Source organism: Flagellimonas okinawensis, from assembly GCF_029194005.1.
In the GTDB taxonomy this organism is placed as follows: domain Bacteria; phylum Bacteroidota; class Bacteroidia; order Flavobacteriales; family Flavobacteriaceae; genus Flagellimonas; species Flagellimonas okinawensis.
This window is the reverse complement of record NZ_JARFVA010000008.1, coordinates 29,989-49,029: the sequence shown is the minus strand read 5'-3', so window position 1 is coordinate 49,029 and position 19,041 is coordinate 29,989. Positions and strand designations below refer to the sequence as shown.

Annotated in this window: 25 protein-coding genes; 20 read left to right on the top strand and 5 right to left on the bottom strand. The window is 40.9% G+C overall.

The genetic code is table 11. The features are described from left to right. Position 1 precedes the first annotated feature (1 nt). The 5 genes from rlmB to PY091_RS17190 form a co-directional block, all read right to left on the bottom strand. Positions 2 to 736 (bottom strand): 23S rRNA (guanosine(2251)-2'-O)-methyltransferase RlmB, encoded by a 735-nt coding sequence (rlmB, locus tag PY091_RS17210; RefSeq protein WP_275650733.1) that lies wholly within the window; start codon positions 734 to 736, stop codon positions 2 to 4. 143 nt (positions 737 to 879) lie between these two features. After that, complete coding sequence (locus tag PY091_RS17205) at positions 880 to 1,626, bottom strand: hypothetical protein (protein ID WP_275650732.1); 747 nt, start codon at positions 1,624 to 1,626, stop codon at positions 880 to 882. A gap of 289 nt (positions 1,627 to 1,915) precedes the next feature. Further along, a complete protein-coding gene (locus PY091_RS17200) occupies positions 1,916 to 2,797 on the bottom strand; it encodes a hypothetical protein (protein WP_275650731.1) in 882 nt (293 codons plus the stop codon). 21 nt (positions 2,798 to 2,818) lie between these two features. Further along, a complete protein-coding gene (locus tag PY091_RS17195; protein WP_275650730.1) occupies positions 2,819 to 4,534 on the bottom strand; it encodes a SusD/RagB family nutrient-binding outer membrane lipoprotein in 1,716 nt (571 codons plus the stop codon). A gap of 21 nt (positions 4,535 to 4,555) precedes the next feature. Further along, a complete protein-coding gene (locus PY091_RS17190) occupies positions 4,556 to 7,780 on the bottom strand; it encodes a SusC/RagA family TonB-linked outer membrane protein (protein WP_275650729.1) in 3,225 nt (1,074 codons plus the stop codon). Positions 7,781 to 8,311: 531 nt separating this feature from the next. Between PY091_RS17190 and rpsL the strand changes: the two genes are divergently transcribed. The 20 genes from rpsL (at position 8,312) to rplF (ending at position 19,032) form a co-directional block, all read left to right on the top strand. Beyond that, positions 8,312 to 8,686, top strand: coding sequence for a 30S ribosomal protein S12 (gene rpsL, locus PY091_RS17185; protein ID WP_014032016.1), 375 nt, complete (start codon positions 8,312 to 8,314; stop codon positions 8,684 to 8,686). A 19-nt stretch (positions 8,687 to 8,705) separates the two neighbouring features. Next, positions 8,706 to 9,182 carry a 30S ribosomal protein S7 gene (gene rpsG, locus PY091_RS17180; RefSeq protein ID WP_275650728.1) on the top strand — a complete coding sequence of 159 codons (477 nt, stop codon included), beginning with the start codon at positions 8,706 to 8,708 and terminating at the stop codon, positions 9,180 to 9,182. A gap of 8 nt (positions 9,183 to 9,190) precedes the next feature. Further along, positions 9,191 to 11,317 (top strand): elongation factor G, encoded by a 2,127-nt coding sequence (gene fusA / locus PY091_RS17175; protein ID WP_275650727.1) that lies wholly within the window; start codon positions 9,191 to 9,193, stop codon positions 11,315 to 11,317. Between the two features lie 12 nt (positions 11,318 to 11,329). After that, a complete protein-coding gene (gene rpsJ / locus PY091_RS17170) occupies positions 11,330 to 11,635 on the top strand; it encodes a 30S ribosomal protein S10 (RefSeq protein ID WP_014032013.1) in 306 nt (101 codons plus the stop codon). Positions 11,636 to 11,797: 162 nt separating this feature from the next. Continuing rightward, entirely contained in the window at positions 11,798 to 12,421 is a 624-nt protein-coding gene (rplC, locus tag PY091_RS17165) for a 50S ribosomal protein L3 (RefSeq protein WP_220113518.1), read from the top strand. Next, positions 12,421 to 13,050 carry a 50S ribosomal protein L4 gene (rplD, locus tag PY091_RS17160; protein ID WP_275616963.1) on the top strand — a complete coding sequence of 210 codons (630 nt, stop codon included), beginning with the start codon at positions 12,421 to 12,423 and terminating at the stop codon, positions 13,048 to 13,050. Before rplC ends, rplD begins: the two co-directional genes overlap by 1 nt. Before the next feature lie 7 nt (positions 13,051 to 13,057). Beyond that, the gene (gene rplW, locus PY091_RS17155; RefSeq protein WP_207030341.1) at positions 13,058 to 13,348 is read left to right on the top strand and encodes a 50S ribosomal protein L23; all 291 of its coding nucleotides are present in this window, start codon (positions 13,058 to 13,060) and stop codon (positions 13,346 to 13,348) included. A 9-nt stretch (positions 13,349 to 13,357) separates the two neighbouring features. Beyond that, positions 13,358 to 14,182: a 50S ribosomal protein L2 gene (gene rplB, locus PY091_RS17150; protein ID WP_275650726.1), complete on the top strand. Its 825-nt coding sequence runs from the start codon at positions 13,358 to 13,360 to the stop codon at positions 14,180 to 14,182. 11 nt (positions 14,183 to 14,193) lie between these two features. After that, positions 14,194 to 14,472: a 30S ribosomal protein S19 gene (rpsS, locus tag PY091_RS17145; RefSeq protein WP_275650725.1), complete on the top strand. Its 279-nt coding sequence runs from the start codon at positions 14,194 to 14,196 to the stop codon at positions 14,470 to 14,472. A gap of 7 nt (positions 14,473 to 14,479) precedes the next feature. Further along, positions 14,480 to 14,887, top strand: a complete 408-nt coding sequence (gene rplV, locus PY091_RS17140; RefSeq protein ID WP_275650724.1) for a 50S ribosomal protein L22 — start codon at positions 14,480 to 14,482, stop codon at positions 14,885 to 14,887. Between the two features lie 10 nt (positions 14,888 to 14,897). After that, positions 14,898 to 15,608, top strand: coding sequence for a 30S ribosomal protein S3 (gene rpsC, locus PY091_RS17135; protein ID WP_275650723.1), 711 nt, complete (start codon positions 14,898 to 14,900; stop codon positions 15,606 to 15,608). Between the two features lie 19 nt (positions 15,609 to 15,627). Further along, entirely contained in the window at positions 15,628 to 16,047 is a 420-nt protein-coding gene (gene rplP, locus PY091_RS17130; RefSeq protein ID WP_275650722.1) for a 50S ribosomal protein L16, read from the top strand. 19 nt (positions 16,048 to 16,066) lie between these two features. Next, positions 16,067 to 16,258 carry a 50S ribosomal protein L29 gene (gene rpmC / locus PY091_RS17125; RefSeq protein WP_014032004.1) on the top strand — a complete coding sequence of 64 codons (192 nt, stop codon included), beginning with the start codon at positions 16,067 to 16,069 and terminating at the stop codon, positions 16,256 to 16,258. Positions 16,259 to 16,271: 13 nt separating this feature from the next. Next, positions 16,272 to 16,529: a 30S ribosomal protein S17 gene (rpsQ, locus tag PY091_RS17120; RefSeq protein WP_014032003.1), complete on the top strand. Its 258-nt coding sequence runs from the start codon at positions 16,272 to 16,274 to the stop codon at positions 16,527 to 16,529. A 2-nt stretch (positions 16,530 to 16,531) separates the two neighbouring features. Continuing rightward, positions 16,532 to 16,900, top strand: a complete 369-nt coding sequence (gene rplN, locus PY091_RS17115; RefSeq protein ID WP_014032002.1) for a 50S ribosomal protein L14 — start codon at positions 16,532 to 16,534, stop codon at positions 16,898 to 16,900. Positions 16,901 to 16,916: 16 nt separating this feature from the next. Next, a complete protein-coding gene (gene rplX / locus PY091_RS17110; protein ID WP_275650721.1) occupies positions 16,917 to 17,228 on the top strand; it encodes a 50S ribosomal protein L24 in 312 nt (103 codons plus the stop codon). A 2-nt stretch (positions 17,229 to 17,230) separates the two neighbouring features. After that, the gene (gene rplE / locus PY091_RS17105) at positions 17,231 to 17,782 is read left to right on the top strand and encodes a 50S ribosomal protein L5 (protein WP_108246819.1); all 552 of its coding nucleotides are present in this window, start codon (positions 17,231 to 17,233) and stop codon (positions 17,780 to 17,782) included. A gap of 1 nt (position 17,783) precedes the next feature. Then, entirely contained in the window at positions 17,784 to 18,053 is a 270-nt protein-coding gene (gene rpsN, locus PY091_RS17100; protein ID WP_207096771.1) for a 30S ribosomal protein S14, read from the top strand. Between the two features lie 18 nt (positions 18,054 to 18,071). Continuing rightward, positions 18,072 to 18,470: a 30S ribosomal protein S8 gene (rpsH, locus tag PY091_RS17095; RefSeq protein WP_207069550.1), complete on the top strand. Its 399-nt coding sequence runs from the start codon at positions 18,072 to 18,074 to the stop codon at positions 18,468 to 18,470. Between the two features lie 19 nt (positions 18,471 to 18,489). Beyond that, complete coding sequence (gene rplF / locus PY091_RS17090; protein ID WP_275650720.1) at positions 18,490 to 19,032, top strand: 50S ribosomal protein L6; 543 nt, start codon at positions 18,490 to 18,492, stop codon at positions 19,030 to 19,032. Positions 19,033 to 19,041 lie beyond the last annotated feature (9 nt).

Sequence of the window (19,041 nt, the reverse complement as noted above, 5' to 3'; positions counted from 1 at the left end):
CCTATCCTTTTCGTTGTCGCACCACTTCGTACAGAAATACACCGCAGGCCACAGAAACATTTAACGACCCAATTTTTCCCATTAAGGGTAATTTCGCTTGGTGGTCTATGATATTCAGGGTGGAGGGGGAAATACCTTTTTCCTCGGAGCCCATTATTATGGCCGTTGGTTGGTTAAAGTCCACACCATATATCTCATCTTCTGCTTTTTCCGTGGCACCGGTAACCACAATACCGGAAGATTGAAGGTAAAAAATGGCATCCTTTAAATGGTCCACTTTGGCTATAGGTACATTAAAAGCTGCGCCAGCGGAAGTTTTTACCGTATCATCGGTAATCGGTGCTGCCCCGTTTTTTGGAACAATTATGCCATGGACCCCGCAGCATTCAGCAGTTCTAATAATGGCGCCGAAGTTCCTTACATCGGAAACACCATCCAGCATAAGGAAAAGGGGTAAGGTTTCTTTGGATAATACTTGTTCTACCAATGCTTCGAACTGGTGAAATTGAACTGGTGAAATTTGGGCAACTACTCCTTGATGGTTGCTATTCCTGGTAAGACGGTTCAGTTTTTCTATGGGCACGTAAGACAGGCTTATGCCTCCCTTGCGTACAGAGGATTCCAATTCCTTGTATAGGTCTCCTTTGAGACCTTTTTGAATAAAAATCTTGTTAATGGGTTGTTCGGCATTTATAGCCTCCAATACTGCCCTTATTCCATAGATTTGACTGTTCATGGTATCCTAACTTCCTTTAAACTGCAAATATCAACAAAGAAGTTCATCAAACAGGGAAATAGGTCTAATTTATTTTTGGGCATAAAAAAAGGGCATTTACTCAAATGCCCTTTTAAATTATATTTTATGTTTTAATACCCCTTTTATTTACTATTGAGATATTCGAAAACTTTGATAAGGTCAGCTTCATCCTTAACATCCAAATTATTGTCTTTGATGTAATCCTTAACTTCAGATTTAAGGGGTTCGTTGAACAATTTGGCCACTTGGTTGGTTTTTAAAGGTACTTCATCTATTCTATTTACACCTTTTTCTTGGTAATAGTACTCAACAAAATGACTGAATCTATTGGGCACCGCTTTTACAAAAGAATTTTGTGCTTTTTGACCCTCGGTGAATTTCACGTTGACTCTTTTATAAAGGTCGTACTTTTCACTATCCAAAACAGTGGTTAAATAGCCGTTTAGCGTATTTCCTTTTTTGTCGATAAAAGTGGCAAAGCTCAACGGTCTACCTCCGACCATTACTTTGATGGACTTATCCTTGGTCAAAGCAGTTATTTTTTCTTCCTCAAGGTTGGTTTTTTTAATTTCGATTTCTTCGTTGTAGGCGTTATACCTGTAGTAATATGATCCCATGTTCTCATCTCCGTAATATACTGGAGCCTGAACGAATTTGTCATTGGTATAAGGTGAACCGGCAAAATCATCAATGCCCGTCTGTTTGGACAATCTTTCATATTGATCGTTCATGTCTCCAATTACACTGGAAACCATGGCGTTGGATACGCCTGATCCTGAAGCATTGCCTACGGCAACTTGACCTGCATATTGTGCAGACAAAGAATGTGCTGTTAGAATTAGTATAAAGGGTACAATAAATTTTTTCATGTGACTGAGTGTTAATGGATTTAATTGATAATTAGGGTAAAAGGTAAGAAAAAAGAAAGGGCTTTTTCTTAATAATAGTAAAAAAAACATGGACTTTGTGATTGATGGCAGTTTTTACGGTATAGCTTATTATATATTTATTTAGGGAGGTCTGTTATTATCATTTTAATAAGGGTTTGATTTTTTATGGGTTTTGTTAATGGTTGACAATTAGTCTATTGAATATGCTCTATAAAAAAAGCCGCTCCAAGTGGAGCGGCTTTAATATTGATTTCTTATTGTGTGTTAATTAATCAACACAATAGTTAAGTACAACTTCACCAACTGCTGGAGCTGGAGCAATATCAGCTTTCAAGTTTCCAGCGCTGGAGTAGATTTGGAAAGAAATTTCCGAATCCCAATCACCGGAAGTAAAGCTAAAGGATAAACTTTCAGTTCCATCAGGAATAGTTACTGTAGTAGTTTGGGATGCACCATCTTCCAAAGTATATACAGTTTCAGTTCCATCGATGTCCACTACGATTGTAGCTCCGTTCCATCCATCTCCCCAAGAGTCTTGCATTTCGATAGTCCAATCTCCAGCAACTGGAGGAACCTCTGGGCAAACTACAGTAGAGATGTAAAGGAATGGTGATGCGAAGAAAGATCCTGTAGATGTATCGGTGTTGTCACCGTTAGAGAATCTTCTACCATCTACCAATACAGCTTCGAAACGAACATAGAAAGTATCTCCACCATCAACATCGGTTGATTCGTCGATACCCAAAGCTGTTGCCATTTCTGGAAGAGTAATGGAGTAAGAATATCTAGGGAATCCATATTCTCCAATAGTAAACTCAGAACTTGGAATGGAAGTAACCATAACTTCTGCAGCAGATAGATCGGTTTCACCTTCTTCAACAGTATTGTCGTTGAAAGAAACGTATACTTCCAAGCTTTCTACCAAAGCTCCATCTTCTTCGTCTTGCATTTCTAATTCTACACCGAAGTAAGAATCAGATTGCCCAATTGGCAATTCGTCTGATTCCACGTTCACTGTTCTTAGCACAATACCGCTGGTGGTATTGTCGAAAATATCGTCAACGACCTTGTCTCCGTCTTCACATGAATTAAATGTGAGTCCAGCTAGCGCTAATGCCGTCGCCAAAAGTGATTTATGTATTATTTTCATGATTTTCAATTTTTTTAAATATTAATTAGCCGCTGGGAATGCAGGTGATGCTGGATTGGTATCCCAGAAAACTTGCTGTGTCAAATCCACTTTTTGAGTCAAATTAGGATTAGTGATCACCTCAGATTGAGGGTACAACAAAGTTCTTGGGAATGGCCCTGGATTTGGTTCCCAGTTAGGAGCCAAATTCGTAGGGTATCCTGTTTTTCTGTAGTAGTTATAAGCTTCTACAGAACCACCGTACATAGTTACAAAGTATTGGTCAGCAAAAATATTCATCTTCTCATCACCAGTAGCGGCAGAGAAATCTGCGATAATACCATCGATCCAAGTTTCTACTTCAGTAGCATCAGGAGCAAAAGAAAGGTCTCCAAGTGGGTCAAGAACGCCAAAGGTTTGAACTTTTGCAATAGACTTTTCTAGACCAGCTCTAAAGAAAGCTTCGATAGTTGCGTCTGCAGCTCCTTTGGCCATAGCGTTGTCAGCTTGCCAAAAATCAACATAAGAAGCAAGAATGATTGGCTCGATACCTGCACCACCACCACCTTTTCCAAGGCCTACAGTGCTATCAGCGTCTTCGTCAGCGAAATCATTGTCATCAAATTTACCTCCAGCAGGATAAACTCCAGTTGCAGTTTTAGTAAAACCGTCTGGTGGTCCACCTTCGTTGTTTCCGTGAGATCTACCCCAGTATCCGTTGTCAACTGAACAATAAGCCCACTCGCTTTCTTGGTAATGTACCGGTGGTACGGCCAAGGAACAAGCCAATGTCTCTTCGTTCGGGTCAACATCGTTTCCGTCTACATCAACTGCACCAGGTGTTCCGGCAGATTGACGGTAGAAGTAGTAACGAATTCTTGGGTCGTCTGTGTTCAACATGTATTCCATCAACCAGTTAGATCTGTAGTTGTCGGCTCCACTAGGAGTGTAATCATCAGCATAGTCTGGGTGACGAGTATCTGGTTGCAAAGCTCTGCTACCATACTGGAATTGGAAATCATCATCAGTGGAAGAAATATAATCTCCACCAGCGATAACTGCATCAAAAGCAGCTGTATTTCCCGTAGTGATATGTGCCTTAAGTTTAAGCGTGTTCACCAATTTACTCCACTTGTCGGTATCTCCATCGTAGAAGAAGTCTGTGGCACCTTGTGCAGGTGGGTTGGCTGCGAACATAGCTCCGGCCTCATCCAACAAAGAAAGTGCTGCAGCGTATACGGCTGCCCCATCGTCCATCATTGGTGCTGGAAACTCAACAGGATCTCCTGCTTCAGTATAAACAGCTTCTCCGATATAATCTACAAGAAGCATCAACATGTGAGCTTTAAGCGTTTGGCCAACAGCTACGTGGAAGGAATAATCAACTTCACTTGCTGCATCCAATGCAATCAACCCATCTACGTTTGTCCAGATACCTAGGTCCTGATCATCAAATGAGCCACCACTACTATAGGTTCTTTCCCAAGTACCACTTAGAGTACCACCACCGTAGTTGTTGAAATAGATACGTCCGTTCATGTACTGGATACGGGTCAATTCCCCACCAATATCACTTAGGTTGTTAATACTGGTTACATATGCCAATTGAATAGCATTCAACTGTAGATTAGGATCACCAGAGGTGGGATCTAGTTCGTTTGGACTAACTCTTATGTCCAAATCCGTTGTCTCGCAAGACTGGAAAATTCCAACCGTTGTAAGGAGCGCAACAATTATATATTTACTTATTTTTTTCATAATGTTTTAGCTATTTTTTATTTAGAACGATGCTTTAACGCTTAGACCATATTTCTTAGCACTAGGTCCGTTGATGAAATCGAATCCTTGCGCATTACCAACACCGGCACCTTGAACGTTAGGATCAAAGTTGGCACCATCAGGGGTGTTGTAAGCATCATACCACAAGTTGAAACCTTGTGCAGTAATGCTCAAAGATCCAAAAGGTGTTTTGTCCAAGAACTTTTTTGGGAAAGAGTAACCCAAAGAAATCTCTTGCAATCTGATTACAGAAGCATCGTAGATTTTTGTTTCAACAGGACCAAACAAGATATTGTCGAAGTAATAAGACGAGTTGTTTGTTTGTCTCATGTTAGGCTCTCCAGTACTTTCCAATACACCAGGTAGGATGTATGTGTTCTCCCTGTTCAAAGTTTCAACGATCAATCCACGACCAAGCAATGTTGCAATAGTGTTGGACATCATGTCACCACCTTTAGTGTGGCTAATTTGGAAACCAAAGTTCCAGTTTTTGTAAGACATAGAGTTAATAATGTTCATTACATAATCTGGGTTTGGATCACCGATAACTGGGATGTTACCATCCAAATCTTGTTCTACAACTACGTAATCACCAGCGTTGTTTACCAAGTAATTACCTTGCTCATCTCTACCGATGGCGGTACCTACGATAGATCCGAGTGGCTTACCTTCGATAGCGGCGTTACCACCTACCCAAAGAGTAGAGCTACCAGCGTAAATAATGATATCTTGTTCTTGCTCAGTAACTACTGGGTTGTAAGTAGAGAAGTTAGCTCTAGTGTTCCAGTTGAAACCTCCTGGGCTATCACTTCTGAACCAGTCAACAGATGCATCGATTTCGATACCGTCACCTTCGATCTTACCAATATTACTTTGAGTGAACGTAAATCCAGTTGATGGAGAAAGAGGCTCCTCAACAATCAAGTCTGTAGTAACACGGTTAAAGTATGTGAAATCCAAAGAAACTCTGCTGTTGAACAATCTAGATTCAAAACCAAGTTCGTACTCAGTCAAAAGCTCAGGCTTCAAGTCAGGGTTTGCTCTAAATCCTGCAACTTGGTTAGTAGTAACTTCACCACCTTCACCAAATACTTGAGTGTTTTGCTCAACATATCCTAAAGTAGGATAACCAGTTGGGAATGTTGCAGAAGTACCAACACCAGCTCTCAACTTCAAGAAGTTAAGACCACCTTGAGACTGCAATTCTGGGAATGCAGCTGTTGGCAAGAACGAAAGGCTACCACTAGGATAAGTTCTACTGTTGTTTTCTGTGATCAAGTTAGATACCCAGTCAGTTCTGGTAGAACCTGTCAAGAACAACATGTTGTCATAGTCCAAAGTTACCTGTCCTAAAACACCTGCAATGTTTCTTCTTTGAGAAAATTGGATTGGTGATTGGTTGGAGTAGTTGTAGTGACGAGCGATGCCGTATACCAACTGTCCAGTACTGCTTACACCTTGACGATCAAATACAGTAGATCTTGTAGTTGCACCTGCAGTAAACGTCATTCCTAATTTTTCAGAAAGATCGTAGTTACCATTCAATGCTACATAGTGATCCCAAATAGTGTTGTTGTTATCATAAGTTCTCAAGAAACCAAAGATTGCATTGTCGAAACCAACACCACCCTTGTTAGAGTATTGAGTGTTTCTTTCAGTATAGAAGTCCATACCACCTCTATAGGTAAGGTCAAGGTTATCAGATAATGCATAGCTGATAGATGCATTCCAGAACACCCTGTTTGTCAACTGGTTGTTGGAAACGTTGTTTAACGTCCAACGTGGGTTGATGATATCGTTACCATTTCTATAGTAAACACTGGAGTTGTCGATTGGGTTTTCGTAAGGAAGACCCATCAAATCCACGTTCCTTGGAGTAAAGAATACGTGACCGAACAAAGAAAGACCCAAGCTACCGTTACCTCTACTCGCTGCTACTGGAGGAGAAGTATAATCGGTTCTAGAGTAGTTCATTGTAGCGCTTACAGTAAACTTGTTGGAAAGTTGAGCTCTACCACCAACAGAAATGTTGAATCTCTGCAAGTCGTTTCCAGGCACAAAGCTTTCATCGTCCAAGTAACCAAGGTTAACGTTAAAAGAAGAAGTTCCATCTTCGCTACCACCATTAATGTTAATGGAAGTATTGCTTACACCACCTGGGCTAAAGAAATTTTCAGCACTGTCATATGGTCTCCATTCGTAACGTGCGTTTTGAAGTTCTGGGAAAGCCTCTCTTGTAGCAGTAACCGCTGTGGTAGAATATGGGTGAGCCAATGTACCATTATCATCAATGGCTGGCTGGTTACCCCATCCGGCTACACCTTCTCTTGAGAATCTAGGTCCCCAGTTAGAGTAGAACCATCCGAAAGACTGGTCGAAACCACCACCATACTCATCTTGGTAATCTGGCAAAGAAGCCATTTTGTTTACAAAGTATGATTGGTTAACTGTAATCTCGGTTTTTTTGGCACCTCCACCACCGGAACCGGCTTTGGTTGTGATCAAGATTACACCGTTTTTACCTTGTGTACCATAAAGAGTGGCAGCTGCCAAACCTTTAAGTACTTCTACACTTGCAATGTTATTTGGATCTAAATCCAAGAAACGTGAAGAACCTGTGTTACCATCAAGGAAGTTACCAGCGGCGTTAGTGTCGCTACTAAAAGGAACACCATCCACTACGAATAGTGCCTGGTTACTTCCACTAAAGGAACTAAGACCCCTAATTACTACGTTGGTACCAGAACCGGCCATACCACCTGCAGCAGTAATGTTAACACCGGATGCTTTACCAGAAAGTACCCTGGCAACATCACCATCGGCACGTTGCTCTATGTCCTCTTCGCCAACAGAAGAAACCGCATAACCCAAGGCTTTCTTTTCACGCTTGATACCTTGTGCGGTAACAACTACCTCTTCAAGGGCTTGGGTGTCTTCCACCATCTGAACATTGATTACGCTGCCAGCTCCTACCACTTTGGTAGAGGGTCTTTGCCCTATGTAAGTGAAAAGCAGTGTTTGCCCCTCACTCGCGCTGATGGCATAATTTCCATCAAAATCTGTTTGGGTACCGGTAGTGGTCCCTTCAACGACAATGTTGACCCCAGGCAGTGGGAGGCCGTCGGCATCCGTAACTGTACCTGTAATCGTCTTGTCTTGCGCATAGGATATATGCACAACAAACGCCAATAATAGCGTTAACAATCCATTAAGTTTTGTTCTCATTGTTAAATTATTTGAATTAGCTAGTCGCTAAAATCATAATTTCATGTTAATAATCCAAAATAAATTCATAAAAACTTTAGGAGTTTGCATTAAAATGAAATAACCGCAAAAACATTAATAATCATTGATAACTATATAATTTCAAGGGGCAAGAATTGCTCTTAATATAAAAAATGGCCAATACCCCCTATGAAGTGGGGTGTTGTTCCGATGAAAGTAATTTTTTGTAAGAAAATGCTGTGTATTTTGTCTTAAAGCAGAAGTGTTACAAGAATGTTAAGAAAGTAATGGGTTGCGGAAGTCGAATTATACCTTAATATATATATCAAGTTGGGATTGAAATTTGAACTGCTGTTTTAGAGGTAAATTTTCCATGGCGATTTTTGAGTTAAAACATGGGGTTTTTTAAGGGTGGGTCAACTTTTTTTCTTCTGTTCTCAAATTTAATTGCTTAGGATTTGAATTATTGGGAAATATCACTACATTTGCAGCCCTCAAAATGAGGGTTATTTAGTTTTTAAAAGGAATTTAATGCCAACAATTTCACAATTAGTACGAAAAGGAAGGGCCACGATTACCAAGAAGAGTAAATCGGCTGCTTTGGATTCGTGTCCTCAAAGAAGAGGGGTTTGTACGCGTGTTTATACGACTACACCTAAAAAACCAAACTCTGCAATGCGTAAAGTTGCAAGGGTAAGGTTGACCAATGGTAAAGAAGTGAACGCATACATCCCTGGTGAAGGTCACAACCTCCAAGAGCACTCGATAGTATTGGTAAGGGGCGGAAGAGTAAAGGATTTGCCTGGTGTGCGATATCATATCGTTCGCGGTGCTTTGGATACCGCAGGTGTTGCGGGAAGAACGCAACGACGATCTAAGTATGGTGCAAAGCGTCCTAAAAATTAATCATTTTTAAGAAGAAGCGATGAGAAAAAAGCAGGCAAAAAAGAGACCTTTATTACCGGATCCAAAATTTAATGATCAGCTTGTTACACGTTTTGTGAACATGATGATGTGGGACGGTAAAAAGTCAATTGCATTCAAGATTTTTTACGATGCGATTGCGATCGTTGATGAAAAAAACACTGACGAAGAAAAAACAGGATTGGAATTGTGGAAAGATGCTCTTTCCAATGTTATGCCACACGTAGAGGTTCGTAGTAGAAGAGTGGGTGGTGCAACATTCCAGATTCCTATGCAAATTCGTCCAGATAGAAAAATATCCACTGCCATGAAATGGTTGATCAGCTTTTCTAGAAAGCGTAATGAGAAATCAATGGCCCAAAAATTGGCGGCTGAGATTTTAGCAGCAGCCAAAGAAGAAGGAGCGGCAGTGAAGAAAAGAGTAGATACACACAAAATGGCTGAGGCCAATAAAGCGTTCTCACACTTTAGATTCTAAACAATACAATGGGAAGAGATTTAAAATATACAAGGAATATAGGGATTGCAGCTCACATTGATGCTGGAAAGACAACTACTACAGAGCGTATTCTTTTCTATACAGGTGTGAGTCATAAAATTGGAGAGGTGCACGATGGTGCAGCTACCATGGACTGGATGGAGCAAGAGCAAGAGCGTGGTATTACCATTACTTCTGCTGCTACAACTTGTACTTGGAAGTTTCCAATGGAAAATGCGCAGCCTTTGCCCGATACAAAAGATTATCACTTTAATATTATCGACACCCCCGGACACGTTGACTTTACGGTTGAAGTAAACCGTTCACTACGTGTATTGGATGGATTGGTATTCTTGTTCAGTGCTGTTGATGGTGTTGAGCCACAATCCGAAACTAACTGGAGATTGGCCGATAACTATAAAGTACCACGTATTGGTTTTGTCAACAAAATGGATCGTCAAGGTTCAAACTTCTTGGCAGTTTGTAAGCAGGTACGTGAGATGTTGGGTTCCAATGCAGTGCCAATCGTATTGCCAATTGGTGACGAAGCTGACTTTAAAGGTATTGTTGACTTAGCCAAGAACAGAGCTGTTGTTTGGCACGAAGATAACTTCGGTTCTACTTTTGATGTTGTAGATATACCAGCTGAAATGCAGGATGAGGTTAGGGAGTATAGAGCTGCCTTGATTGAAGCTGTTGCTGAATATGATGAAGAGTTGATGGAGAAATTCTTCGAAGATGAAGATTCCATCACTGAAGAAGAAGTACATGCAGCTTTGCGTGCAGCGGTAATGGACAGGGCTATTATTCCAATGATTTGTGGTTCTTCCTTTAAGAACAAAGGAGTTCAATTCCTATTGGATGCAGTTTGTCGTTACTTGCCATCACCTTTGGATAAAGATGATATTATTGGTATCAACCCTGATACTGAGAAAGAAGAAAAAAGAAAGCCAGACCCAAAAGAGCCTTTTGCAGCACTTGCATTTAAGATTGCAACTGATCCTTTCGTAGGTCGTTTGGCATTCTTTAGAGCATATTCTGGTCGTTTGGATGCAGGTTCGTACGTTTTGAACAATCGTTCAGGTAACAAAGAGCGTATTTCACGTATCTACCAAATGCACTCCAACAAGCAAAATGCAATTGAATATATTGAGGCTGGTGATATTGGTGCAGCTGTAGGATTTAAGGATATAAAAACAGGAGATACACTTTCCGATGAAAAACATCCTATTGTTTTGGAAAGTATGCAATTCCCTGAGCCTGTAATCGGTATCGCAGTTGAGCCAAAAACTAAAGCTGATGTGGATAAATTGGGTATGGCTTTGGCGAAATTGGCCGAAGAAGATCCAACCTTCCAGGTAAAAACAGATGAAGCATCCGGTCAAACCATTATTTCTGGTATGGGTGAGCTTCACTTGGATATTATCTGTGACCGTCTTAAGCGTGAGTTTAAGGTAGATGTTACCCAAGGTCAGCCACAGGTAGAGTACAAAGAGGCTATTACTGGAACAGCTGATCATAGGGAAACCTATAAAAAACAAACTGGTGGTCGTGGTAAATTTGCGGATATCGTATTTACTATGGAGCCTGCAGAGGAAGGTAAATCCGGACTTGAGTTTGTAAACGAGATTAAAGGTGGTAACATTCCTAAAGAATTTGTTCCATCTGTTGAAAAAGGATTCAGAGAGGCTATGAAAAATGGTCCTTTGGCCGGTTTCGAAATGGATTCCATGAAAGTTACCCTTAAAGATGGTTCTTTCCACCCTGTGGATTCTGACCAACTTTCTTTCGAATTGGCTGCAAAATTGGGTTACAAAGTTGCTGCTAAGAAAGCTAGGGCCATTATTATGGAGCCAATCATGAAGTTGGAGGTTTTGACCCCAGAAGAAAACATGGGTGATATTGTTGGTGACTTGAACCGTAGAAGAGGTCAGGTGAACAACATGTCCGACAGAGCTGGTGCCAAGGTGGTTAAAGCAGAGGTGCCGCTTTCAGAAATGTTTGGTTATGTAACTTCCTTGAGGACTTTGTCTTCAGGTAGAGCTACTTCCACAATGGAATTTTCACACTATGCAGAGACACCTTCCAACATTGCAGAGGAAGTAATCAAAGCAGCTAAAGGAGTAACCGCTTAATTTTTCAGCAAGATGAGTCAAAAAATTAGAATAAAATTGAAATCTTACGATCACAATTTGGTGGACAAATCTGCTGAAAAGATCGTGAAAACAGTAAAAACGACAGGAGCTGTGGTAACTGGACCAATTCCGTTGCCAACACGTAAAAAAATCTTTACGGTTTTGCGTTCGCCTCACGTGAACAAAAAATCTAGAGAGCAGTTTCAATTAAGCTCTTACAAGAGATTGTTGGATATTTACAGCTCTTCATCGAAAACCATCGACGCCCTTATGAAGCTTGAGCTTCCAAGTGGTGTGGAGGTTGAGATCAAAGTCTGATAAACTTTCTGCCTTTAAGCAGAAATCACATGTCCCGGACGACGGTTCGGGAAAAACGGAGAAAGAAAAGAATCTGGGTCAGAACAGAATATTTTCTTGACCCAATTTTTTTGCCAATTATTTGGCGCAAGTAAAAAAGTAAACAATTAATAATTAATAATTATGTCTGGGTTAATAGGTAAGAAAATCGGTATGACCAGCATTTTCGACGAGAATGGAAAGAACGTTCCATGTACCGTTTTGGAAGCTGGACCATGCGTGGTTACCCAAGTCAGAACCGAAGAGGTAGACGGGTACAAAGCCCTTCAACTAGGTTTCGATGACAAGGCAGAAAAACGTGCTAACAAGGCCGAAACAGGTCACTACAAAAAAGCAGGTACTTCTCCTAAAAAGAAAGTCGTTGAATTCCATGGGTTTGAAGGAGAATACAAATTGGGAGATACAGTAGGTGTCGACCTTTTTCAAGAAGGAGAGTTCGTTGATGTAGTTGGTACGTCAAAAGGTAAAGGATTCCAAGGTGTTGTAAAACGTCATGGATTCGGTGGGGTAGGCCAAGCCACCCACGGTCAGCACAACAGATTGAGAGCTCCTGGTTCCATCGGTGCTGCATCTTATCCATCCAAAGTTGTTAAAGGTCTTCGTATGGCCGGAAGAATGGGTGGTGACAGAGTTACTGTACAGAACTTAAGAGTATTAAAAGTGGTTCCTGAGAAAAATCTTTTGGTTGTTAAAGGATGTGTGCCAGGCCATAAAAATGCATATGTAACTATTCAAAGGTGGCAATAATGAAGGTAGCAGTTTTAGATATCAAAGGAAAAGAAACAGGAAGGAAAGTAGAGCTTTCTGACGATGTTTTTGCGATTGAGCCGAATGAGCATGCTATTTATTTGGATGTTAAGCAATACTTGGCCCATCAAAGGCAAGGTACACACAAGGCCAAAGAAAGAGCAGAGATCGCTGGTAGTACCAGAAAGATCAAAAAACAAAAAGGTACCGGTACCGCTAGGGCAGGTAGTATTAAATCTCCTGTGTTTAGAGGTGGTGGTAGAATCTTTGGTCCAAGACCAAAGGACTATACCCAAAAGTTGAACAAGAACATGAAGCGATTGGCTAGAAAATCTGCCTTGAGCTTGAAGTCTAAAGAGCAATCCTTGGTGGTTGTGGAGGATATCAATTTTGAAGCTCCAAAGACCAAAGACTTCGTTAATTTCTTGTCTTCCTTGGGAATAGAAAATAAAAAGTCCCTTATTGTGTTGGGCGATACAAATAATAACGTATATTTGTCGTCGCGTAATTTGGAACGCTCCGAAGTTGTAACTAGCTCAGAATTAAATACTTACAAAATTGTTAATGCAACAAGTTTGGTATTGACCGAAAGCGCTTTGGAAGGAATTGAATCGAACCTAAAGAAATAACAGAATCATGAGTGTGTTGATAAGACCGATTATTACGGAAAAAATGACCGCGGACAGCGAGCTTTTCAATCGTTATGGTTTCTTTGTTAATCCAGCTGCTAACAAGTTGGAAATCAAAGAGGCGGTAGAGGCTACTTATGGAGTTTCTGTTGAAAAGGTGAGAACCATGAACTATGGTCCAACGCGTAAGAGTCGTTATACAAAAACCGGAATTCAGCACGGTAAAACAAATGCAATGAAAAAAGCAATTGTTGATGTAGCTGAAGGTGATATTATTGATTTTTACAGTAATCTATAAAGACGAGAAATGTCAGTTAGAAAATTAAAACCGATAACCCCTGGGCAGCGTTTTAGAGTAGTGAACGGATTTGACGCGATTACTACTGATAAGCCGGAGAAAAGCTTGCTTGCTCCGTTAAAAAAGTCAGGTGGTAGGAACAGTCAAGGAAAAATGACCATGCGTCACAGAGGTGGTGGTCATAAGAGAAGATATCGTATTATCGATTTCAAAAGGGATAAACAAGGTGTTGAGGCTACTGTAGTTTCCATCCAGTATGATCCCAATAGAACTGCATTTATCGCTTTGGTAGAGTACAAAGACGGTGAAAAAAGATATGTAGTTGCCCAAAATGGATTGCAGGTTGGTCAGACTATTCAGTCTGGTACTGGTTCTGCACCGGAAATTGGTAATGCACTTCCGTTGAGCGAGGTGCCATTGGGTACTATTGTTTCTTGCATTGAGTTGAGACCAGGTCAAGGCGCGATTATGGCACGTAGTGCCGGTACTTTTGCCCAATTGATGGCAAAGGACGGTAAGTTTGTGACATTAAAGTTGCCTTCAGGTGAAACTAGAATGGTGTTGGCTACATGTTTGGCCACCATCGGTGCGGTTTCCAACTCTGACCACCAATTGCTTGTTTCCGGTAAAGCGGGTAGAAGCAGATGGTTGGGTAGAAGACCAAGAACTAGACCAGTAGCTATGAACCCTGTAGATCACCCAATGGGAGGTGGTGAAGGTAGAGCTTCGGGAGGTCATCCAAGATCTAAGAACGGTATTCCTGCTAAAGGATTTAGAACTCGTTCCAAGACCAAGGACACCAATAGATATATCATAGAACGTAGAAAGAAATAAAAGAAAAGTAAATGGCACGTTCGTTAAAAAAAGGACCATACGTTCATTTTAGTCTGGAAAAGAAAGTCCAGGCCAATATAGAATCAGGTAAGAAAACAGTTATCAAAACGTGGTCTAGAGCCTCTATGATAACGCCAGACTTTGTAGGGCAAACCATCGCGGTGCACAACGGTAGACAATTTGTTCCCGTTTTTGTAACTGAGAACATGGTAGGTCACAAACTTGGGGAATTTTCACCTACAAGATCTTTTAGGGGTCATGCAGGAGCTAAAAACAAAGGTAAAAAGTAAGTAAGCTATGGGAGTTCGTAAAAGAGAAATGGCCGAAAGGTTAAAAGAAGAGAAAAAGCAACTTGCTATTGCAAAGCTTAACAATTGCCCAACTTCACCAAGAAAAATGCGTTTGGTCGCTGACTTGGTAAGAGGTAAGCAAATTGAGATGGCATTGGCAACCCTTAGGTTTAACCAAAAAGAAGCGTCTAGGAAGTTGGAGAAACTTTTGCTTTCCGCTATCGCTAACTGGGAAGCTAAGAATGAGGGCGCTGACATTGAGGCAGCTGATCTTTACATCAAGGAAATCCGTGTTGACGGAGGATCTATGTTGAAAAGATTGAGACCAGCTCCACAAGGTAGGGCACATAGAATCAGAAAGCGTTCGAATCATGTTACTATGATTTTGGAAGCCAATAACAACGTTCAAAGCTAGAAAATAGAATATGGGACAGAAGACCAATCCAATAGGAAATCGCTTAGGAATTATCAGAGGATGGGAATCCAACTGGTACGGAGGAAATGATTACGGCGATAAACTGGCTGAAGACGATAAGATCAGAAAATACCTTCATGCACGTTTGGCCAAGGCCAGTGTATCAAGGGTTATTATAGAGAGAACCTTGAAATTGATCACCATTACCATTACCACGTCTAGACCTGGTATCATTATCGGTAAGGGTGGACAAGAGGTAGATAAACTTAAGGAAGAGCTTAAGAAGATTACCAACAAAGAGGTTCAGATCAATATTCATGAAATTAAGAGACCTGAACTAGATGCCAACTTGGTTGCTGCAAGTGTTGCAAGACAGATCGAAAGCAGGATTTCATACAGAAGAGCTATTAAAATGGCCATTGCAGCTGCAATGCGTATGAATGCCGAAGGTATCAAGATTCAGATTTCCGGACGTTTGAACGGTGCTGAAATGGCACGTTCCGAATCTTACAAAGAAGGAAGGATTCCATTGTCTACTTTCCGTGCAGATGTGGACTATGCCTTGCACGAAGCTCACACTACTTATGGTAGATTGGGAGTAAAGGTATGGATCATGAAAGGAGAGGTTTATGGTAAAAGAGAACTTTCCCCATTGGTAGGATTGAGCAAGAGTCAAGGAAAAGGCGGCAAGGATAATAAGAAATCCCGTCGTAGAAAGTAATTAGATAAAGTAAGGTAAGATGTTACAGCCAAAAAGAACAAAATTTCGTAAGGCCCAGAAAGGGCGTATGAAGGGGATATCCCAGAGAGGGCACCAACTTTCCAATGGAATGTTCGGTATCAAGTCCATGGATTCGCACTTCATTACTTCCCGTCAAATAGAGGCTGCACGTATCGCTGCGACAAGATACATGAAGAGACAAGGTCAATTGTGGATTAAAATATTCCCGGACAAGCCTATCACCAAAAAGCCTCTTGAGGTACGTATGGGTAAAGGTAAGGGTGCTCCAGAATACTGGGTAGCCGTTGTTAAGCCTGGTAGAATCATGTTCGAGATTGCCGGTGTGCCAATGGATGTTGCTAAAGAAGCCTTAAGGCTTGCAGCACAAAAGCTTCCGGTAAAGACCAAGTTTGTTGTAGCAAGGGATTATTCCGCCTAATTTTTAATTGAGAAGAAAGATGAGACAATCAGAAATAAAAGAACTTTCAATTGAAGAGCTAAAGGAGAGATTGGCAGAGTTCAAAAAACAACATGCAGATCTTAAAATGGCACATGCCGTTACTCCTTTGGAAAATCCTTTACAGATCAGAAAGACTAGAAGGACGGTAGCAAGACTTGCAACTGAATTAACTAAAAGGGAATTACAATAATCGGTTCTGCCTTATGGAAAACAGAAATTTAAGAAAAGAAAGAATAGGCGTTGTTACCAGCAACAAAATGGAGAAATCGATAGTGGTTTCTGAGGTAAAAAGAGTGAAGCACCCAATGTACGGGAAGTTCGTTCTTAAGACCAAGAAGTATGTTGCCCACGACGAGAAGAACGATTGCAACGAAGGTGATACCGTCAAAATAATGGAAACACGACCATTGAGCAAAACTAAATGCTGGAGGTTGGTAGAAATCCTAGAAAGAGCTAAATAATTATGGTACAGCAAGAATCAAGATTAAGAGTTGCGGACAATACCGGTGCAAAAGAAGTTTTGACCATCCGCGTACTAGGAGGAACAAAGAGAAGATATGCATCTTTGGGTGACAAAATCGTTGTTACCGTAAAAGAAGCTACTCCGAACGGTACTGTAAAGAAAGGTTCTGTTTCTACAGCAGTTGTTGTTAGAACAAAGAAAGAAGTAAGAAGGCCTGACGGTTCTTACATCCGTTTCGATGATAACGCATGTGTATTGTTGAACCCAACCGGGGAGATGAGAGGAACTCGTGTATTTGGTCCTGTTGCAAGAGAATTGAGGGACAGACAATTCATGAAGATTGTTTCATTGGCGCCTGAAGTGCTATAACAGAAATATCAGAAAGATGAAGTTGAAAATAAAAACAGGGGATACGGTAAAAGTCATTGCGGGAGACCACAAAGGCAGCGAAGGTAAAGTACTTCAAGTAGACCGTGAAAAGAACAAAGCTATCGTGGAAGGCATCAACGAGGTGTCCAAACACGAAAAGCCAAGTGCGAACAACCCTCAAGGAGGCATAACTAAAAAGGAAGCCCCAATACATATTTCCAATCTTTCCTTGATTGATCCAAAGTCTGGTGATGCCACACGTGTTGGATACGAAGTAAGGGACGGGAAGAAAGTAAGGTTTTCCAAAAAATCCAATGAAGTAATTTAGTCATGAGTTACATTCCAAGATTAAAGCAAGAATACAAGGAGCGCGTGATTAAGGCTCTTACCGAAGAATTTGGTTACAAAAACGTAATGCAGGTTCCTAAGTTGCAAAAGATTGTGGTTAGCCGTGGAGTCGGTGCCGCAGTTTCAGATAAGAAGCTAATCGATCATGCGGTAGATGAATTGACCAACATTACAGGTCAGAAAGCGGTCGCTACCCTTTCCAAGAAAGACGTTGCTACGTTCAAATTGAGAAAAGGAATGCCAATTGGTGCAAAAGTGACCCTTAGAGGAGAGCGCATGTACGAGTTTTTGGATAGATTGATCACCAGTGCCCTTCCTAGGGTTCGTGATTTCTCCGGAGTTAAGGCCACAGGTTTCGACGGTAGAGGTAATTACAATTTAGGTGTTACCGAACAAATCATCTTTCCAGAAATCAATATAGACAGAATTAACAGGATCAACGGTATGGATATTACATTTGTAACTTCCGCTGAAACTGATAAAGAAGCAAAATCATTGTTAACCGAACTGGGAGTACCCTTTAAAAAGAACTAGTATGGCCAAGGAATCAATGAAAGCCCGCGAAAGAAAAAGGGCTAAAATGGTAGAAAAATACGCTGAGAAAAGAAAGGCTCTTAAAGAAGCGGGAGATTATGAGGCTTTGCAAAAGTTGCCAAAGAACGCTTCTCCAGTACGTATGAGGAACCGTTGTAAACTAACCGGTAGACCTCGTGGTTACATGAGAACCTTTGGAGTATCAAGGGTTATGTTCAGGGAAATGGCAAACAAAGGTTTGATTCCTGGAGTTAAAAAGGCAAGTTGGTAATTTAGATAAAGAAAAGAAATGCTTACAGATCCAATTTCAGATTATTTGACCAGATTGAGAAATGCCAACAAGGCAGGTCATAGGGTTGTAGATATCCCCGGTTCCAATCTAAAGAGACAGATTACCAAAATATTGTTCGATCAAGGATATATTTTGAGCTATAAATTCGAGGAAGATAAAGTACAAGGGAACATCAAAATCGCCCTTAAGTACGATAAATTTACCAAGGAGCCCATTATTAAAAAATTGCAGAGGGTTAGTAAGCCAGGTCTGCGAAAATATTCAAGCTCTAACGATTTGCCTAGGGTATTGAACGGTTTGGGTATCGCTATCGTGTCAACTTCTCACGGAGTTATGACAAGCAAGCAGGCCCAACAAGAGAACGTAGGTGGTGAAGTATTGTGCTACGTATATTAATTGAGAAAAGAGAAGAAAAATGTCAAGAATAGGTAACAGTCCAATTACAATTCCTGATGGAGTCACTGTAGAGGTGAAAGATTCCGTTGTTACTGTAAAAGGTAAATTGGGAGAGCTTACGCAAGAGTTTTCAGGGATTGATATAAAAATCGAGGATGGAAGTGTTGTTTTAGAAAGACCTTCCGATGACAAAGACCACAAAGCAAAGCACGGGTTATATCGAGCTCTTATCAATAATATGGTAGAAGGAGTAACCAATGGTTGGACCAAGGAATTGGAACTTGTAGGTGTTGGTTATAGAGCCAGCAACCAAGGACAAAAATTGGATTTGGCCCTAGGATTCTCTCACAATATTGTTTTGGATATTGCTCCAGAAGTAAAAATCGAGACGATATCCGAAAAAGGGAAAAACCCTATCGTAAAGTTAACGTCACACGACAAGCAATTGGTAGGTCAAGTTGCCGCCAAAATCAGATCTTTCCGTAAGCCAGAGCCTTACAAAGGAAAAGGAGTGAAGTTTGTTGGTGAACAATTAAGAAGAAAAGCAGGTAAATCAGCTTAATAATTAAGA

Bases quoted from the DNA above. Each gene is read 5' to 3' on its own strand.
- PY091_RS17190 (WP_275650729.1), bottom strand. From the start codon at position 7,780: ATGAGAACAAAACTTAATGGATTGTTAACGCTATTATTGGCGTTTGTT.
- rplE (WP_108246819.1), top strand. From the start codon at position 17,231: ATGAGTTACATTCCAAGATTAAAGCAAGAATACAAGGAGCGCGTGATT.
- rplN (WP_014032002.1), top strand. From the start codon at position 16,532: ATGGTACAGCAAGAATCAAGATTAAGAGTTGCGGACAATACCGGTGCA.
- rpsG (WP_275650728.1), top strand. From the start codon at position 8,706: ATGAGAAAAAAGCAGGCAAAAAAGAGACCTTTATTACCGGATCCAAAA.
- rpsC (WP_275650723.1), top strand. From the start codon at position 14,898: ATGGGACAGAAGACCAATCCAATAGGAAATCGCTTAGGAATTATCAGA.
- rplB (WP_275650726.1), top strand. From the start codon at position 13,358: ATGTCAGTTAGAAAATTAAAACCGATAACCCCTGGGCAGCGTTTTAGA.
- rplP (WP_275650722.1), top strand. From the start codon at position 15,628: ATGTTACAGCCAAAAAGAACAAAATTTCGTAAGGCCCAGAAAGGGCGT.
- rplD (WP_275616963.1), top strand. From the start codon at position 12,421: ATGAAGGTAGCAGTTTTAGATATCAAAGGAAAAGAAACAGGAAGGAAA.
- rplV (WP_275650724.1), top strand. From the start codon at position 14,480: ATGGGAGTTCGTAAAAGAGAAATGGCCGAAAGGTTAAAAGAAGAGAAA.
- rpsL (WP_014032016.1), top strand. From the start codon at position 8,312: ATGCCAACAATTTCACAATTAGTACGAAAAGGAAGGGCCACGATTACC.
- rpsQ (WP_014032003.1), top strand. From the start codon at position 16,272: ATGGAAAACAGAAATTTAAGAAAAGAAAGAATAGGCGTTGTTACCAGC.
- rplF (WP_275650720.1), top strand. From the start codon at position 18,490: ATGTCAAGAATAGGTAACAGTCCAATTACAATTCCTGATGGAGTCACT.
- rlmB (WP_275650733.1), bottom strand. From the start codon at position 736: ATGAACAGTCAAATCTATGGAATAAGGGCAGTATTGGAGGCTATAAAT.
- PY091_RS17205 (WP_275650732.1), bottom strand. From the start codon at position 1,626: ATGAAAAAATTTATTGTACCCTTTATACTAATTCTAACAGCACATTCT.
- rpsJ (WP_014032013.1), top strand. From the start codon at position 11,330: ATGAGTCAAAAAATTAGAATAAAATTGAAATCTTACGATCACAATTTG.
- fusA (WP_275650727.1), top strand. From the start codon at position 9,191: ATGGGAAGAGATTTAAAATATACAAGGAATATAGGGATTGCAGCTCAC.
- rpmC (WP_014032004.1), top strand. From the start codon at position 16,067: ATGAGACAATCAGAAATAAAAGAACTTTCAATTGAAGAGCTAAAGGAG.
- rplW (WP_207030341.1), top strand. From the start codon at position 13,058: ATGAGTGTGTTGATAAGACCGATTATTACGGAAAAAATGACCGCGGAC.
- rpsS (WP_275650725.1), top strand. From the start codon at position 14,194: ATGGCACGTTCGTTAAAAAAAGGACCATACGTTCATTTTAGTCTGGAA.
- rpsN (WP_207096771.1), top strand. From the start codon at position 17,784: ATGGCCAAGGAATCAATGAAAGCCCGCGAAAGAAAAAGGGCTAAAATG.
- PY091_RS17195 (WP_275650730.1), bottom strand. From the start codon at position 4,534: ATGAAAAAAATAAGTAAATATATAATTGTTGCGCTCCTTACAACGGTT.
- rplX (WP_275650721.1), top strand. From the start codon at position 16,917: ATGAAGTTGAAAATAAAAACAGGGGATACGGTAAAAGTCATTGCGGGA.
- PY091_RS17200 (WP_275650731.1), bottom strand. From the start codon at position 2,797: ATGAAAATAATACATAAATCACTTTTGGCGACGGCATTAGCGCTAGCT.
- rpsH (WP_207069550.1), top strand. From the start codon at position 18,072: ATGCTTACAGATCCAATTTCAGATTATTTGACCAGATTGAGAAATGCC.
- rplC (WP_220113518.1), top strand. From the start codon at position 11,798: ATGTCTGGGTTAATAGGTAAGAAAATCGGTATGACCAGCATTTTCGAC.